Annotated in this window: 15 protein-coding genes; 7 read left to right on the top strand and 8 right to left on the bottom strand. The window is 67.7% G+C overall.

Annotated features, from left to right (window positions below; translation table 11 throughout):
- The 3 genes from VFG33_RS03015 to VFG33_RS03005 form a co-directional block, all read right to left on the bottom strand.
- The coding region (locus tag VFG33_RS03015) for a DUF2207 domain-containing protein (protein WP_325022114.1) at window positions 1–1,809 on the bottom strand (1,809 nt) is incomplete at its 3' end.
- A 20-nt stretch (window positions 1,810–1,829) separates the two neighbouring features.
- A complete protein-coding gene (locus tag VFG33_RS03010) occupies window positions 1,830–2,978 on the bottom strand; it encodes a tyrosine-type recombinase/integrase (protein ID WP_325022112.1) in 1,149 nt (382 codons plus the stop codon).
- Between the two features lie 71 nt (window positions 2,979–3,049).
- Window positions 3,050–3,733, bottom strand: coding sequence for a TetR/AcrR family transcriptional regulator (locus tag VFG33_RS03005; protein WP_325022110.1), 684 nt, complete (start codon window positions 3,731–3,733; stop codon window positions 3,050–3,052).
- Window positions 3,734–3,864: 131 nt separating this feature from the next.
- Between VFG33_RS03005 and VFG33_RS03000 the strand changes: the two genes are divergently transcribed.
- From VFG33_RS03000 to VFG33_RS02990, 3 genes are all read left to right on the top strand, one after another.
- The gene (locus VFG33_RS03000) at window positions 3,865–4,383 is read left to right on the top strand and encodes a hypothetical protein (RefSeq protein WP_325022108.1); all 519 of its coding nucleotides are present in this window, start codon (window positions 3,865–3,867) and stop codon (window positions 4,381–4,383) included.
- A gap of 116 nt (window positions 4,384–4,499) precedes the next feature.
- Window positions 4,500–5,609 (top strand): coiled-coil domain-containing protein, encoded by a 1,110-nt coding sequence (locus VFG33_RS02995; RefSeq protein WP_325022106.1) that lies wholly within the window; start codon window positions 4,500–4,502, stop codon window positions 5,607–5,609.
- Between the two features lie 64 nt (window positions 5,610–5,673).
- Complete coding sequence (locus VFG33_RS02990; protein WP_325022103.1) at window positions 5,674–7,809, top strand: elongation factor G-like protein EF-G2; 2,136 nt, start codon at window positions 5,674–5,676, stop codon at window positions 7,807–7,809.
- Between the two features lie 86 nt (window positions 7,810–7,895).
- Here the strand turns inward: VFG33_RS02990 and VFG33_RS02985 are convergent, their stop codons facing one another.
- From VFG33_RS02985 to VFG33_RS02965, 5 genes are all read right to left on the bottom strand, one after another.
- Entirely contained in the window at window positions 7,896–8,351 is a 456-nt protein-coding gene (locus VFG33_RS02985; protein WP_325022101.1) for a hypothetical protein, read from the bottom strand.
- Between the two features lie 164 nt (window positions 8,352–8,515).
- Window positions 8,516–9,673, bottom strand: a complete 1,158-nt coding sequence (locus tag VFG33_RS02980; protein ID WP_325022099.1) for a TDT family transporter — start codon at window positions 9,671–9,673, stop codon at window positions 8,516–8,518.
- 82 nt (window positions 9,674–9,755) lie between these two features.
- Complete coding sequence (locus VFG33_RS02975) at window positions 9,756–11,003, bottom strand: AAA family ATPase (protein ID WP_325022097.1); 1,248 nt, start codon at window positions 11,001–11,003, stop codon at window positions 9,756–9,758.
- Entirely contained in the window at window positions 11,000–11,875 is an 876-nt protein-coding gene (locus tag VFG33_RS02970; RefSeq protein WP_325022095.1) for a tetratricopeptide repeat protein, read from the bottom strand. Before VFG33_RS02970 ends, VFG33_RS02975 begins: the two co-directional genes overlap by 4 nt.
- Entirely contained in the window at window positions 11,872–12,324 is a 453-nt protein-coding gene (locus tag VFG33_RS02965) for a hypothetical protein (RefSeq protein WP_325022093.1), read from the bottom strand. Before VFG33_RS02965 ends, VFG33_RS02970 begins: the two co-directional genes overlap by 4 nt.
- A gap of 197 nt (window positions 12,325–12,521) precedes the next feature.
- On the opposite strand from VFG33_RS02965, the gene VFG33_RS02960 reads away from it, so the two are divergent.
- The 4 genes from VFG33_RS02960 to VFG33_RS02945 are packed head-to-tail and all read left to right on the top strand — an operon-like array spanning window position 12,522 to window position 14,407.
- Window positions 12,522–13,205, top strand: coding sequence for a hypothetical protein (locus VFG33_RS02960; protein WP_325022091.1), 684 nt, complete (start codon window positions 12,522–12,524; stop codon window positions 13,203–13,205).
- A gap of 1 nt (window position 13,206) precedes the next feature.
- On the top strand, window positions 13,207–13,728 hold the full coding sequence (locus tag VFG33_RS02955) for a hypothetical protein (protein WP_325022089.1): 522 nt from the start codon (window positions 13,207–13,209) through the stop codon (window positions 13,726–13,728).
- A complete protein-coding gene (locus tag VFG33_RS02950) occupies window positions 13,725–14,252 on the top strand; it encodes a hypothetical protein (protein ID WP_325022087.1) in 528 nt (175 codons plus the stop codon). The genes VFG33_RS02955 and VFG33_RS02950 overlap by 4 nt, the downstream gene beginning before the upstream one ends.
- Window positions 14,249–14,407 carry a hypothetical protein gene (locus tag VFG33_RS02945; protein WP_325022085.1) on the top strand — a complete coding sequence of 53 codons (159 nt, stop codon included), beginning with the start codon at window positions 14,249–14,251 and terminating at the stop codon, window positions 14,405–14,407. Before VFG33_RS02950 ends, VFG33_RS02945 begins: the two co-directional genes overlap by 4 nt.
- Window positions 14,408–14,511 lie beyond the last annotated feature (104 nt).

Genomic DNA, 14,511 nt, shown 5'->3' with positions numbered 1-14,511 from the left:
CGGGGGTGGGTCGAAGGTGTTCGCCACGGTCTGGCTGATGGTGCCGGCCGCGAAGCCCGAGCTGTAGTACGAGGGACCCGTGTACCAGTAGGGATCCGGCGTGATCCGCCCCGCCGCGACCAGTTGGGCGCAGACGCGCTGCCAGCGATCCGCCAGGTCGAAAGCGATTGCCCACGGCAAGTACCTGCTGAAGATGTCCTCGCCCTCCTCGAACCGCAGCTGGTCCGCCTCGGCCGTCGCCAGGTACGTCCGGAACCCGATCAGCTGGTCCGTCACCGCGCGACCGACCGGATTGCGCTGCCCGCGGGCCCGCTTGCTGATCCAGATCACCATCGCAACGATCACCGCCACCACGGGGATCACAATGACCATCGCTCTGCCGAGACCACCCGTCGCCGCGCCGATCGCAGTACCGGCTATGCCTGCACCGAAGACCCAGATGCCGACCATGGCCAGGCAAGCGCAGCGGGCTCCACTGGCAAAGCTCGATCCACCGCCTGCCCGCGGCATCCGCAGGTACCAGTTGCGCGCCTTGATCTGCTGGCGCAGCGCCTCGATCATCGCGTCGTGCGCCTGGCGCATCGAGGTGTCACCGGTCGGACGCCGCTCCAGTGTGATCTCAGCACCCGGCTGCAGCGACGGGTAGAGGTTCTGCAGCAGCACCTGCTCATGCGGCGCCGTGGCGACGGCAGGGTTCAGCAGCACCGCCCGCTGCTCCTCTCCGGAGTTGTCGATCCGGAGCGCTCCGCGGACGGCCAGATCGATCAGCGTGGCCGCGGTCTCAGTGGTGTTCGCCTTCGCGTCGATCAGCAGACCGCCCTCAGCGACCGGGATCCTCGGCGGTGCGAACGCGACCGGGATCTGGTCTTCACGCAGGTAGTCCTTGACCGCCGCGACCGACGAGCCGGCCGGCGGGATCGTGCCGGGCGGTGCACCATCGAAGCGCTGGTCGAGGTTGCCCTTCCTGGAGTACAGCACCGCCGCGATGATCGCCCCGAGCGTGACCAGACCGGACCCGATCACTCCGGGCACGGAGATTCCTGAGCGCTCGAACCAGGTCGGCGGCTCCACCACAATTGGAGCGTCGTTCGCGACCACCCCGGCACGGATCCCGGCGACGATCGTGAGCTGCTCGCCGCGGTCCAGTCCGGATGCACCGAAGACGCCACGCCCGCCGACGACGGACTTCTGCTGGCAGCTCGTCGTCGATCCAGGCGGTCCGGCGAAACAGTCGACCTGCTGGACTTCCTCCGGCACGGTCACGTTGACCTGGACCTGCCGGATGGTCGCGTCCCAGCCGGAACCTGTCGCATCCCAGTAGAGCTCGCTGTGGTCATTGAAGTGCCGCAGCGCGCCGCGTACGTCGTACTGGATCACGTAGGTCGCCACGCGTCCGGAGATGGTCTCGTCGGCCGAGCCGATCTTGATCTGGATGCTCTGCTCGCGCTGGGTGTCGGTCTTGGTCGTGCTCTCGCTGAACTCGGCGCTGGCGCCGCTCGGGCTGGCGACCTCGATGTCGGAGATCTCGTACTTCTGGTCCATGGAGTCGTCGTCCTTATAGACCTCACGCGTGACCAGGTTGCGGTAGATGCCGTGCCGGCCGGAGCTGCCGAACTGGTAGTTGATCGTCTCCTTGACGTGCAGGACGCCGTCGGTGTTCACGGTGTAGTCGAGCTGCATGAGCTCCACCACGTCACCGCTGTCCGCGTAGCCCGTAGTACCGGCCGAGGCCGGGCTGCTGCTCGCGAAGCCGGTCAGAACCAGGCCGGCGAAGAGAGTGATGACTGCGGTGAAGAATCCCCTACGCATGCGGCGACAGTAACGGTCGTTCAGTCCAATCCGGCCGCACGGATCGCCGCCTCGACCAGATCCGCCGCCGTGGTTTCCCGGGTGCGGCGGCCGCGGTCGTAGTACTGGGTGGTGGAGATGCTCGCGTGGCCAACATCGGCCTGCACATGCTGGATCCGCGCGTCCTGCTCGAGTGCGATCGTCACGTACGCATGCCGCAGCGCATGAGGATGCACCCGATCCGCGACATCCGCCAGCTCAGGACCAGCCTGTACTGCGACTCGCCGGAGCAAGGCGTTCACGTCGAAGCGGGAGCAGCGTCCACCGTCGCGGGTCGCGATCAAGGGGCTCGTGGTCGCACTGGTCCGGCCGCGCAGGGTCGGTGTGGCGGCGCCTCCGGCACGGTCACGCTCGGTCAGGTAGTTCTTCAGGGCGGTGGCGGCGAGGTTGGTGAGGTAGACCTCGCGGTGGACGCCGCCCTTGCCGAGGACGCGCAGCATCGGCTCGCCGCCGGAGACCATCAGGTCGTCGCGGTCCAGGTTCACCAGTTCGGACACGCGGAGGCCGAGGGTCAGCAGGGCGACGACGGCAACCGCGCGGGCGGCGTACAGGTCCTTGTGGCAGGTGCGGTTCGGGAGGCGGGCTGCTGCGTCCAGGAGCGCTCGTAGTTGGGCTGCGGTGAGGCGGATCGTGGGTGAGGCGTCGCGGGAGCTGCGGTTGAGACCCAAGCGGGCGCGGTTGAGTGCGGCGGGGTTGGCGGGGACTACGCCGGTCTCGGTGAGGTGCCCGTAGAAGGCCGACAGCGTCGAGAGCATGCGCTGCCTGGTCCGCGTCTCCGCACCGGCAGCGTCGAGCGTGTGCAACCACGCCTTCACCTCGGTCCCTGTCGCCGCCCGCGGATCCAGGTTGCGAGCCGCACACCACCGGAACCAGGCCAACTGATGCAACGGCCCTTCCTTCCCCACCGGCGGCTTCCGCTTGTTCCCCGGTACTGCGCTGTCGGTGGTCGGGCTCAGCGCATCCACCCACGCGGTGGGCAAGCCGAGCGCATACGCATAGGTCCGCCGAGTACCGGCGTTGGCGTACTGACTCAACCACTCAGCAATCTGCCCCCTCAGCACTCCGGCATCCCCGACCCCGGGCCAGTTCTCCGGATCAGTGAGCGGTGTGGGCAGTTCGGCGGTGGGCACGAGGGTGATTCTTGCTCACGGCACCGACAGTCCGGCGGTCCCACACCAGGCGCAGACAGCGGGCGCTGTGTTCAGGTTCGGCTGCGGTTGGCGAGTGTGGCTTCGAGGCCGTCGAGGAGGATCCGGAGGCCGAACTCGAAACTCTCGTCGGGGGCTGCGCCGTACTCGGCGGCCGGCGTTTCGAGGCGGGCGCGGAGCCGTGGGAACTCCGCTGCGACGTCAGCTGCCTGCTTCATGGTCTCCTCAAGCTGTTCCTCGGCGTCCCCTCCGTCCCGGCTGAGCCGCCGGGTGAGCGAGGCGGCGGCGGAGGCGCCGAGGGCGTTGCCGAGTACGTAGGTGAAGACGGAAGCCGCGGCCTGGTCCGCTTCCGCGCCGACGAAGCCGGCCGCTTCGTACACAGCGAGGCTGTGGTCGTCGTGCCGCGCCTTGCTGGCGCCGTACAGGACGTGAGAGGCGAAGGCCTGCACGAGCCAGGGGTGTCTGGTGAGCATCGCGAACAGGTCGGTGGCCATCTGGGTGGCGGCCGTAAGCCAGTCGACCGTGCCGAGGTCGGGCAGCCTGATCTCGTCCCAGACCTGATCGCCGGCTAGGACGACGAGATTGTCCTTGTTGTTGACGTGCCAGTAGACGGCCGTGGCGGCCGAGTCGAGCCGCTTGCCCAGGCTGCGCATGTTGAGGCCTTCCAGGCCTTCGGCATCGAGCAGCTCGACGGCGGTCCGGACGATCTGTTCCCGGGTCAGGGTGTCGCGTGGCATGCCCTCACGATAGGGCACCCAGGCGGGCCTTGCACAAAGTTCAAGATTCGACTTGCACATAGTTCAAGTACTGGGCTAGGTTCACTTGAACAAAGTGCAAGTCAATCCCCAGCGCACCAAGGAGAACCGCCATGAACGTCCTCGTCGCGATCGTCCAACTGCTCGTCGCCTGCGCCTTTCTGAGCATCCCGCTGGTGCGTCACCGCTTCGGACCCGGTGCCCAGGTGGCCGCTGAGGCGGAACTGGCGCGCCAGGGCGTACCGGGCACCGTTCTGGCGGAGAACAAGATGCGGTTCGACGCCGGCGGCCACGAGACAGCCGCACCGGTCACGGTGGCCGCGGTCATGGTGGCCCTGGCCGGGCTCAACCTCGCCGCCAGCGCCTGGGCGAGTCCTCTGACCTGGATCTTCCAGTCGCTCGTGCTGGCGATGAACTTCCTCATCCTGTACAGCAACCTGACCGCCGCCAAGTCCGTGCAGGCGGCCTTCGCTCGCAAGGGCGACCCGCTCCTTCAGCGCATCAACGTGCCGGCTCTGCTCAAGGCCGCCGAGAACGCCTTCCCGTCCTGGGTCTGGGTCCTGCAGAACGTCCGTCACGTCGTCGTGTTCGGCGGCTCGGCCGTCGCCCTGGCCGCGCTGGCCCTCGCCTGACCGCTGGGTTCGACGTCGCACCAACGAAACACTGGTTTCGTTGGTAGGTGGTTTGGTTTTCGAAACGCCGAACCGGTTTCGGGGTTTGTACCCTACTAACTCATAGGGTTCCGGGCATGAATGGTGAGGCTGGGCGGTGCGGGTACAGCAAGTGCCGGGCTGAGTTGCCGGGACCGGGGATGCAGGGCGGACGGCCGCGGAGTTTCTGCCGGGATACGCGCTGGGAAGGCGGACGGACCTGCGCTCAGCTGGCTCGGGCGGAGCGGGAGGCGCTCGGCGCCCTCGGGCTGGATGCGGGGAGCGCGACCTTCCGGCTGGACGCGGATCGGCTCCGGGAGCAGCTGGACGACGTACGCGGACCGGTTGAGGCTCTGACAGAGGCGCTGGCGGCCGTGACGACTCGGCTCGATGAGGTGGAGGCTGCGGCTGTCGCCTCCGTGGAAGCTGCACATGCGCAGGTCGCCGAGGCCGAGCGTGCGCGTCTGGCCGCGGAGGAAGCACGGGAACAGGCCGAGCACCGTATGCGGCAGAGCACGATTTCGGCGGAGCGGGCTGCCAACGAACGAGCTGAGGCAGTAGAGCGGGCGTCGGCGGCTACCCGCCAAGCGATGGAGGCGACCGAGGCGCTGGGAGCTGCTCGCCAACAGGCTGAGGAGGCGACCACCTCCCGCCGTACCGCCGAAGCCCAAGCCGCCCGAGCAGCTGAACGAGCCGCCGGCACCGACCGCCAACTCCGCGAGATCGCGGTCCTGGCCGAACGCGCCATCGTCGAACGAGACGCCGCCCGCGCCGCTGAAGCAGACCGCCGAGTCGAATCCGAGTCCCTCCGAGCAGACCTCGCCGCAGAACGCGCCCACCTCCGCGACGCCGAAGCAGCCGTCACCACAGCTGAACAATCCACCGCCCGAGCCGAAGCTGACTGTGCTGCCGCAGAGGGGGCGGGATTGCGGGCCGTCGCCGACGCCGAGCGGGCCTTGGCAGACCTCCGCATCCAGTCCGACCACGATGCGAAACAAGCCCGCGCGGAACGCGCAGTCCTGACCACTCAACTGACCGAGCAAAAGCGCCTGGCTCAGGAGCAAGCCCTCCAGGCCAGGACTGAAATCGAAACCCTGCGGGCCGATCCTGCCCGCGGCAAAGCCCCGCGCCTGCACCCCGACGACCTCCAGGCAGTGATCGCCGCCCTCACTCCGGCTGACCAACCTGCCCGCCCTTTGCTCACCTAGAGCGGGGAGGGTCTTGTGCTCGGATGGTGCTTGGGGGAATGGTGGGCTAACTAGGAGGAACGTCATGGCAGACAAGACGAATACTTCCCAGGGCGCCGGAGCTGCTCCCACCGCGGATCATCCGGGCGCCATTCGCAACGTGGTGCTGGTCGGCTCCTCCGGTGCCGGCAAGACCACCCTCGTCGAGGCCCTGCTGGTGGCCTCCGGGGTGCTGTCCAGACCGGGCGCCGTCCTGGACGGCACGACGGTCTGCGACCACGACGATGCGGAGATCCGGCAGCAACGTTCGGTCGGCCTCGCCCTCGCTCCCCTGCCGCACAACGGCATCAAGCTGAACCTGATCGACACCCCCGGTTATGCCGACTTCATGGGTGAGCTCCGGGCCGGGTTGAGAGCGGCAGATTGCGCTCTCTTCGTGATCTCGGCGAACGAAAGCGTCGACGAGCCGACCAAGGCGCTCTGGCAGGAGTGCGACCAGGTCGGTATGCCGCGAGCCGTCGTGATCACCAAGCTCGACCACGCCCGGGCGAACTACGAGAACGCGCTCTCTGCTGCTCAGAACGCGTTCGGCGACAAGGTCCTGCCGCTCTACCTGCCCGCTGGTGACGGGCTGGTCGGGCTGCTGTCCCAGACGCAGTACGAGTACTCCGGCGGCAAACGCACCACGCACGCCCCGGACCCGGCGTACGCGGATCAGATCGAGGAACTCCGCGGCACCTTGATCGAGGGGATCATCGAAGAGTCCGAGGACGAGTCGCTGATGGAGCGCTATCTCGGCGGCGAGGAGATCGACCAGGACATCCTGATCGAAGATCTGGAGAGAGCGGTTGCTCGCGGATCCTTCTTCCCGGTGATCCCGGTCTGCAGCGGCACCGGCGTCGGCACCCTGGAGCTGCTCGAGATCGCGACCAGCGGCTTCCCCTCTCCCCCGGAGCACCAGTTGCCCGAGGTGTTCACGCCGCACGGAGTACCGAAGAAGGGCCTCAGCTGCGATCCGAACGGCCCCCTGCTCGCCGAGGTGGTGAAGACGACCTCGGACCCGTACGTCGGCAGGGTCAGCCTGGTGAGGGTGTTCTCCGGCACCATCAGGCCCGACACGACGGTTCACGTGTCGGGCCATTTCACGTCCTTCTTCGGCGAGACGAACAGCCACGCGGACCACGACGAGGACGAGCGCATCGGCACCCTCTCGTTCCCGCTCGGCCGGCAGCAGCGCCCCGCGACCGCGGTGGTGGCGGGTGATCTCTGCGCGATCGGCCGGCTGACCCGGGCGGAAACCGGGGACACGCTCTCCGACAAGTCCGAACCGCTCCTGCTCAGGCCCTGGACGATGCCGGAGCCGCTGCTGCCGATCGCCGTACAGGCTCATGCGAAGACGGATGAGGACAAGCTGTCGGTCGGTTTGCAGCGGTTGGCGGCGGAGGACCCGACGCTGCGGATCGAGCAGAACCCGGAGACCCACCAGATCGTGCTGTGGTGCATGGGTGAGGCGCACTCGGACGTGGTGCTCGACGCCCTGGCCAACCGGTACGGCGTGACGGTGGACACCGTGGAACTGCGGGTGCCGCTCCGGGAGACCTTCGGCGGGAAGGCGAAGGGCCACGGGCGGCATGTGAAGCAGTCCGGCGGACACGGCCAGTACGCCGTCTGCGACATCGAGGTGGAACCGCTGCCGGAGGGCAACGAGTTCGAGTTCGTCGACAAGGTGGTCGGCGGTGCGGTGCCGCGACAGTTCATCCCCAGCGTGGAGAAGGGGATCCGCGCGCAGATGGAGAGGGGCGTCAACGCCGGCTATCCGGTGGTCAACATCCGGGTCACGCTGCTCGACGGCAAGGCGCACAGCGTGGACTCGTCGGACATGGCGTTCCAGATGGCCGGTGGGCTGGCGCTACGCGAGGCCGCGACGGCGACGAAGGTGAATCTGCTCGAACCAGTGGATCTGGTCTCAGTACTGGTGCCGGACGAACTGGTCGGCGCGGTGATGAGCGACCTGTCCGGGCGGCGGGGACGCCTGCTCGGCACCGACAAGGTCGGCGACGACCGCACCTTGGTGAAGGCCGAGGTCCCGCAGGTAGAGATCACCCGCTACTCCATCGACCTCCGCTCGCTCTCCCACGGCTCCGCCTCCTTCACCCGATCCTTCGCCCGCTACGAAGCGATGCCAGACAACGCGGCCTCCCGAGTCAAAACCACCGCCTGACCACACACATGAGTACGGCCCGGACCTGCCGGGGCTTGGCAGGACCGGGCCGTACTGGTGGGGGGTGGTACTGGTGGGATAGAGGGTCAGGGCGCCAGGGCGATGTGGCGGGCGTGGACCTCGATCTCGCCGTCTCCGCCGCGGAGCAGCAGCCGGTAGCTGAAGGCATCCCGCTGCACGTGGGCGGGACGGAGTTCGTCGCTGGCGGCGCGCTGGGTGAGGATGTGACGGATGCGGGGGCTGACTCCGCCGAGTGCCATCCGGCGACCGTCGGACAGTTCGAGAGCGATGCCGTGGGCTGACCTCGAGATCATCAGCACGTGGCCGACATCGGTGCCCACGTACGTCGTCAGCTGTCGTTCCAGCCGACGCAGTTCCTCCAGCGCGACCTCCTCGAGGTGCGAGTCGAGTTTGCGCAGTTCGGACTCACCGAACGCGTCCTCGAAGGGGTCACCGCTCAGGCGGCCCCGCTTCGTCCGTTTCGTGATCCAGTAGGTGGCATCGGCAAGGAAAATCATCGAGACCAACAGGATGATGAGCATGGTGGATCTCCTTCCAGCTGGCTCGGATTCACCGTCGCCATGACTTCCAGCGTTATTGCTAAGCCTCGCTTGGACCGGCCCTGGTGGCGCCACGGCCAGCGGCCATCTTCAGGTAGTGCCTGGCCGTACCGGCGACTACCTGCTAGCCGGTATCCCACGAGGAGCTACCTGTCGGTTGCGGGCCGCACCCCTGGGGGAAGGAACAACGTGCCGCGGAAGCTGCCGTTCGCAGTACGGGCTGCGACGGTGACCCAAGCGGCGACCAGGGCGACGTAGAACGCCACGGCAGCAACGCGGAACAGGTCTGATCCGGTGTGCAGGGCGAGGCCGGACGTGCCCTCGACCATGGTTCCGACGGGGAAGACGAACGACCACCAGGTCAGCGAGAACGGCAGGTGGGCGCGAATCGTACGGACTGTGATGGCCACGGCGATCGTGCCCCAGAGCAGGCCGAACCCCCAGAGGGGTACGCCGTAGAGGACGCCGAACGCCTGCAGGGCGGTCGAGTACGGCCTCGGCAAGGCCTGCGGAGCCACCCCGGCGAGCAGATTCGCTGCGGTGATCGACTGGCCCACTGGTCCCAGCACGATCCATACGGTCGGCACCGCCGCCGCCTCGCCTGTCTTGTAGACGGCAAGGCGGTACCAGATCAGGGTGATGACGACGATCGATGCAAGCAGCGACAGCCCGAACATCGCAAAACAGCACAGGAACATGGCAAGCCTGGCCTGGCCGGCGGGCGCGTAGGGCACCAGCAGAGCACCGGTGGATGCCGACACCATGGGCGGCACGATCGGCATCAGCCAACCGCCGAACGCGCTGTCGGCCTTCAGCTCATGCTGGGTGAACATGACGAACGGCACCAAGACGGCGGCGGCCAGACCGGTGATCGTGCCGGCGAACCAGAGCACCCAGTCGATATTGACGGCAGCGTGGAGGCCCAGAACGTCCCGGCCGAGCAACAACGTCCCGGCTCCCACTGTCAGCATCGCCATCGGTGGGGCGCCGTAGAACTGGGACGCCACAGGATTGAGGAGATGGCGTCGCGCCGCGCCCGGAGAGCGCACCCAGTGGGTGACAGTGGCCACCGTCAGTGCGACCAAGAGGAACGCGGCAAGGACCCAGACGACAAAGGCTGCGGTGTGCAAGCCACGGGGTTGCCAGGGCAGGGACGCAGCGGCAGCGGCGACGATGCCGGTGCCCATGATCGAGGCGTACCAGTTCGGAGTGAGGTTGGAGAAGATCTCTGCCGGGCTGCCCAGATCCCGCAAGAAGCGTCCCCGGGCTTGTCGCCTTTCCAGACCTAGTTGTTGGGTGCTCATACACACACCGTGACGCCACCGGCAGCGCTCTGTCCGCACAGCCAGCGGGAATCGTCACCCCCGGCTAGCGGGAGCGAGCTGTTCAGCTCAGGCGGCGACGAACATCCTTGGTGCGCAGGTACGCCGCGACGTCGTCGTACCGCTCAGTCTGGTTCGCGAACTCGATGTATGAGCGAACGCGGTGGAGCCAATCCAGGGTCGACGGCTTCACAGTCGGAAGTGCTGCGGTCAGGTGCTGTGCCGACAGCGGCGGCTCTGCTCCGGTAGTGAGGGCTTCGTCGATCACCCGGTCGACCGAGCGCTCGACCAGCGCGCGGAGATCGGCACCGCTGAACATCGGCGTCTGCTTCGCCAGCTCCTGAAGGTCGAGGCCGGTCGTCGGCACGCCCTTTAACACCACGGACAGGATGTCGGCGCGGGCCGGCTCGTCCGGCGGCGGTACGAAGATGACGCGGTCGAACCGGCCGGGGCGGAGCATCGCCTCGTCGACGTCCCAGGGCGCATTGGTTGCTGCCAGCACCAAGAGGCCCTCGTTCTCGGAGCCGATCGCGTCCAGCTCCTGCAGCAGTACGTCGACCAGCCGGCGTGATTCCGAACCGCCGTGCTTGTGCCGCGCGAAGGCCAGTGCGTCGAGCTCGTCGACGAACAGTACGCACGGCGCGTTCGCCCGGGCCCGCTCGAAGGCCGCGTGCAGGTTGCGCTCGGAGACGCCGAGGTACGGGTCCATCACGTCTTCGATCCGCACGTTGACGAAGGGCAGCCCGCACTCCCCCGCCGTCGCCCGCGCGAGAAGCGTCTTGCCACACCCGGGCGGCCCGTAGAGCATTACGCCGCCACCGGACCTGCGGCCGTACTTCTCGTAGAGCTCGGGACGGCTCAGCGGGAGGATCACCATCCGGTGGATCACCCGCTTGATCTCCTCCATCCCGCCGACCTGGTCGAAGGTCGTCGTCTCCCGCGGCGCATCGGTGACGAACAGCTCGTCATCGGATTCGGGTCCGACCTTCACCTTGACCCCGCTGCGCGCGGTGATCATCTCGTCGACCAACTGCTGGAGCCGCCCGGTTCCCTCCACGATGCCCGCCTGCCGGGCCGCCTCGAGGCAGTTCCTCAGCAGCGCGAGCCGCCCGTTCGCCGCGGCCAGTTCACCGACGATCACCAACTGATCATCGGGAAGACCTCGCTGGTCCAGCAGTACGACGTACTGGTCGAGCGCGGGCCCGGTTTCCCCGGAGGCGACCAGGGACTCGGCGAGCACGAGCCGGAGCAGGACGTCGTCCGGGTTCGCCTCGACGGCCTTGCGCAGCGCGGAGATCCGGTCGTCCGTCATGAGCCCCACTTCCGGTTGAGCCAGCGGCGTAGCAAGGGCGGCGCGACCCACGAGTACACGCAGAACGCGAACCACGCGCCCGCGGCGATCCCGGCGAACAACAGCAGACCGGCTGCACGCAGCCCGTAGATCACCGCCACCGCGCAGACCCAGATGACGAGCGGGTTGAACCGCTGGAACGGCATGAGCGGACGCATCAGCGGGTGATTCGCTAGCCTTGCCTCACGCGCCGCTGCCCGGAGGTCGGGATCGCCCGGGTGGGCGGCCGCGGCCGAGGCGAGCGAGTTGTAGCCGGATTTCGAGTCGCCGGTGAGCATCGACGACGTACCGTGCAGTGCTCGTGCACCGGGATCTTCGGGATCGGCAGAGAGCGCTTCCTGAGTATGCCGGTGCATGTCCTTGTCCTTGCCGAGCGCGAACGCCACCTGGGCGCGCGCCGCCGACACGGCAAGGCTCTCCGGGGCCTGCGACGCGGCGCGTTCGACCAGGGCGCTCGCCTTCTCCGCTTGCCCGGCGGAGAGACAGACCATGGCGTAGCCGATCAGCAGGTCAGGGTCGTTCGGATCTAGGCTCAGCCCTTGCAGGAACGCCGCTTCCGCCTCCGGCAAACGGCCTTCCGCCCGGAGGGCCGAACCGAGGACCTGCAGCAGCGGGAGGAAGGGTCCGTGGCGGGACAGGCCGTCCCGCAGTACGTGAATCGCTTCGGCGTGGCGGTCGAGGGCGTGCAGAGCCGCGCCGCGGAACAAGAAGGCGCGATAGTCGAGGGCCGAGTCGCCCCAGAGGCCTTGGAGTTCGTCGAGGGTGCGTTCGGGGTGACCGATCTGGAGCCAGTGGCCGGCCATCTGGAGTCTTGCCTCGGTCGGTTCGTTCACAGTGCCACCGCCACGACTGCCAGCAGACCTGCTTCGAGCAGTCCGGCGCCGATCACCGCGGCGATGCCTGGACCCCAGAGCGATCCGTAGTCGGTGCCACGCAACTGGAACGCCCGATCCATCGGGCGCTGGATCCGCAGCTGGATCAGGCAGCACGCGACCGCGACCACTCGGATCGCCACCCGCAAGCCGGACGACGTCGCGCCGTCGCCGTTGGTGAGCAGCGTGATCACCACGCCGGCGACGACTAGAGAGACAGCGCCGACGACGAGGATCAGCCGGCGCTTGTCCGGCGCCACACCCAGGCGGCGGGCGTTCAGGAAGGCGATCACGGTCACCGCGATTACGCCGCCGAAGAACGCCACGTAGGTCTGCGACATCAGCCGCCAGGGCCGCACCGACATGTCGACGTCCGCGCCGATGGTCGGCCGCAGCAGTTCGTCGGGCATGGCGCTCCTCGGTTGGATCAGGCTCGCGCAGTTTAGGCCAGCGCCCGGGCCGTTGTCCCGTCGTCCTCCGAACCCCCGGCTCGGCCTGCTGGGGCGGGGTCCGCCAGCGGTACGGGCGCGGTAAGGGCAGCACGGCGACAGTGGCGACTCATAGCCTCGTAATCCGCCCAGGTCATCGACAGAGTGAGGTATCAGCGATGAAGGTTCGCGCGCCCAATGGTCAGAGTCTGTCCGTCGAAGGAAACCCGTGGCCGTTCATCGGCGGCTGGGCCTACAACTCCTGGCTGTACGGAGAAGGCGGTGGTGTGCGGTTCAACGTCTCCCCGGCGGGGTCTTCCGAGCTGGTCAGCAGGGAACTCGGCGACTGGGCCCGGTACAAGGTCCGTGAAGTCTCCTGGAACTCCGGGCGCATCGTGTCCATGGAGGACCTGGAGAACGGCGGCACCAACCTGGTCTGGGTCGGCCCGCACAACGAGGTCTCCAGCCACCTCGGCGGGGTGGGCGTTCCGCTCGAGATCTTCCTGGACATGCTGGCCAAGTTCGACATCGACGACGCCGTGGACGGGCTGACCCTGCTGCCGCGGGCCGGCTCCGGACTCCGGCACGGGAAGATGCTGGCCGTGAACACGATCGACCAACTGTGCTCGGTCCAGATCACGCCGATCGCCGAGGCCATCGAGAGCATCCCCCTCACCGAGGGCAAGCGGGTCCGAGGTGGCTCGATGTGGCGCGTAGACGACCGGGACGAGAAGGGTGCCCTGCGGACCCGCGAGGCCTTCGTGGTCAACGACAGCACCGCAACCTCGATCATCACCCAGCAGCCGGAGGACCCGAAGTTCATCTCGGTCGTCAGCTCCCTGACCTGCTCGCTGAGTAGCTGACATGCAGAGCGCGATCAATTCACTCGCCGTCCTCTCCTTCCTGGGTACGGCCCTGCTCTTCTTCGCCTTCTCCGCCCTGCTGAAGACGGTTCGCGAACTACAGGGTGCGCTGGTGCGGACCGAGTCCGGCGCACCGGCGCCGAACATCACCCGGTCCAACGCCAGGTTCCGCTCGGACGACGGACAGCCGACCTTCGTGCTGGTGGTGTCCGAGCACTGCGACAAGTGCCGCGACCGCACTCGCCACCTCGACGTGGTGGCTGGGGCAGGAGTCGCCGGCCATCTGGTGGTGCTCTGCGCGAGTGGCTGTTCGGACTGGGTCGCCGACTCGACAGTCACCCCGATCGTGGACGCCGAACTCCTCGGTGCGCTCGGCGTCGGTGCGATGCCGTCGCTGGTCCGGTATGCACCGGACGGCACCGAGGAATGGCGCCGCGTGGTCGGTTCCGACGAAGACCTCGACACCCTGCTGGAAATCGGCTCGAAGACTTCGAACCCTGTTGCGATGGAGGTTGACGCATGACGATCACTGACGCCGCCCGGTACTGGGCCGCCGTTCCGGCCGTGGACGCTGACGAACCGGATCCCGCCGGACCCGACCTCGGCCTCACAGTCCGCAAGGCGAGCAGCTCACTCGGCAAGATGAAGCCATCCCGGCGGACGATGTTCAAGTCCGCCGGCGCGCTCGGCGGCGCACTCGCGATCAACATCCTCTCTTCCCTACCGCCCGGCAGGGGGACCACCGCCAGCGCCGAGACGGGCACCGAATACACCAGCTGCGCCGGCTACGACAGCTCGGACGGCTACGACGACAACACCAAGGTCTGCGTGGGAGCCCCCTACGCGAGGAGCCACTGCGGATCTGACGGCTGGTTCCGGAGAGGGTCCGGCACCTGCTGGAACTCCTACCCGACCAAGGCCTGCGGCTCAGGGCCCCGCAACGCCTGGCGTTGGACCCACAACGGCACTCGGTACCGGTGTGCTGACGGGTACGTCGCGAGCTGTGGCGGGACCGTCTTCCGTATCTGCTCCTGGTCGAATCCTTGATCGTCAGGTTTCCCGCGACGCGGGTCGCGACAGGTCTGGTGATCAGCGCAGCACTCGTGCTCGCGGCCCACCAGATCTGGAGCGGCACGCTCGCCCCGGCAGCCTGGGTACTGCTGGCGATGATCTCCGCCTTCTCCCTGTCCGGCTCCGTTTGAAGCCTGAACTCAGCCGATCTGCTGAGCTCGTCGGTCTGGCGAGACAAACTACCCATCTTCGTCGCCGGCCTACTCGCCGGCGCGATGTTCTCCGGTGTCATCAC

This window comes from Kribbella sp., assembly GCF_035687465.1.
In the GTDB taxonomy this organism is placed as follows: Bacteria; Actinomycetota; Actinomycetes; order Propionibacteriales; family Kribbellaceae; genus Kribbella.
Note: the sequence above shows the minus strand (reverse complement) of the source record. Positions and strands in the feature narration are given on the sequence as shown.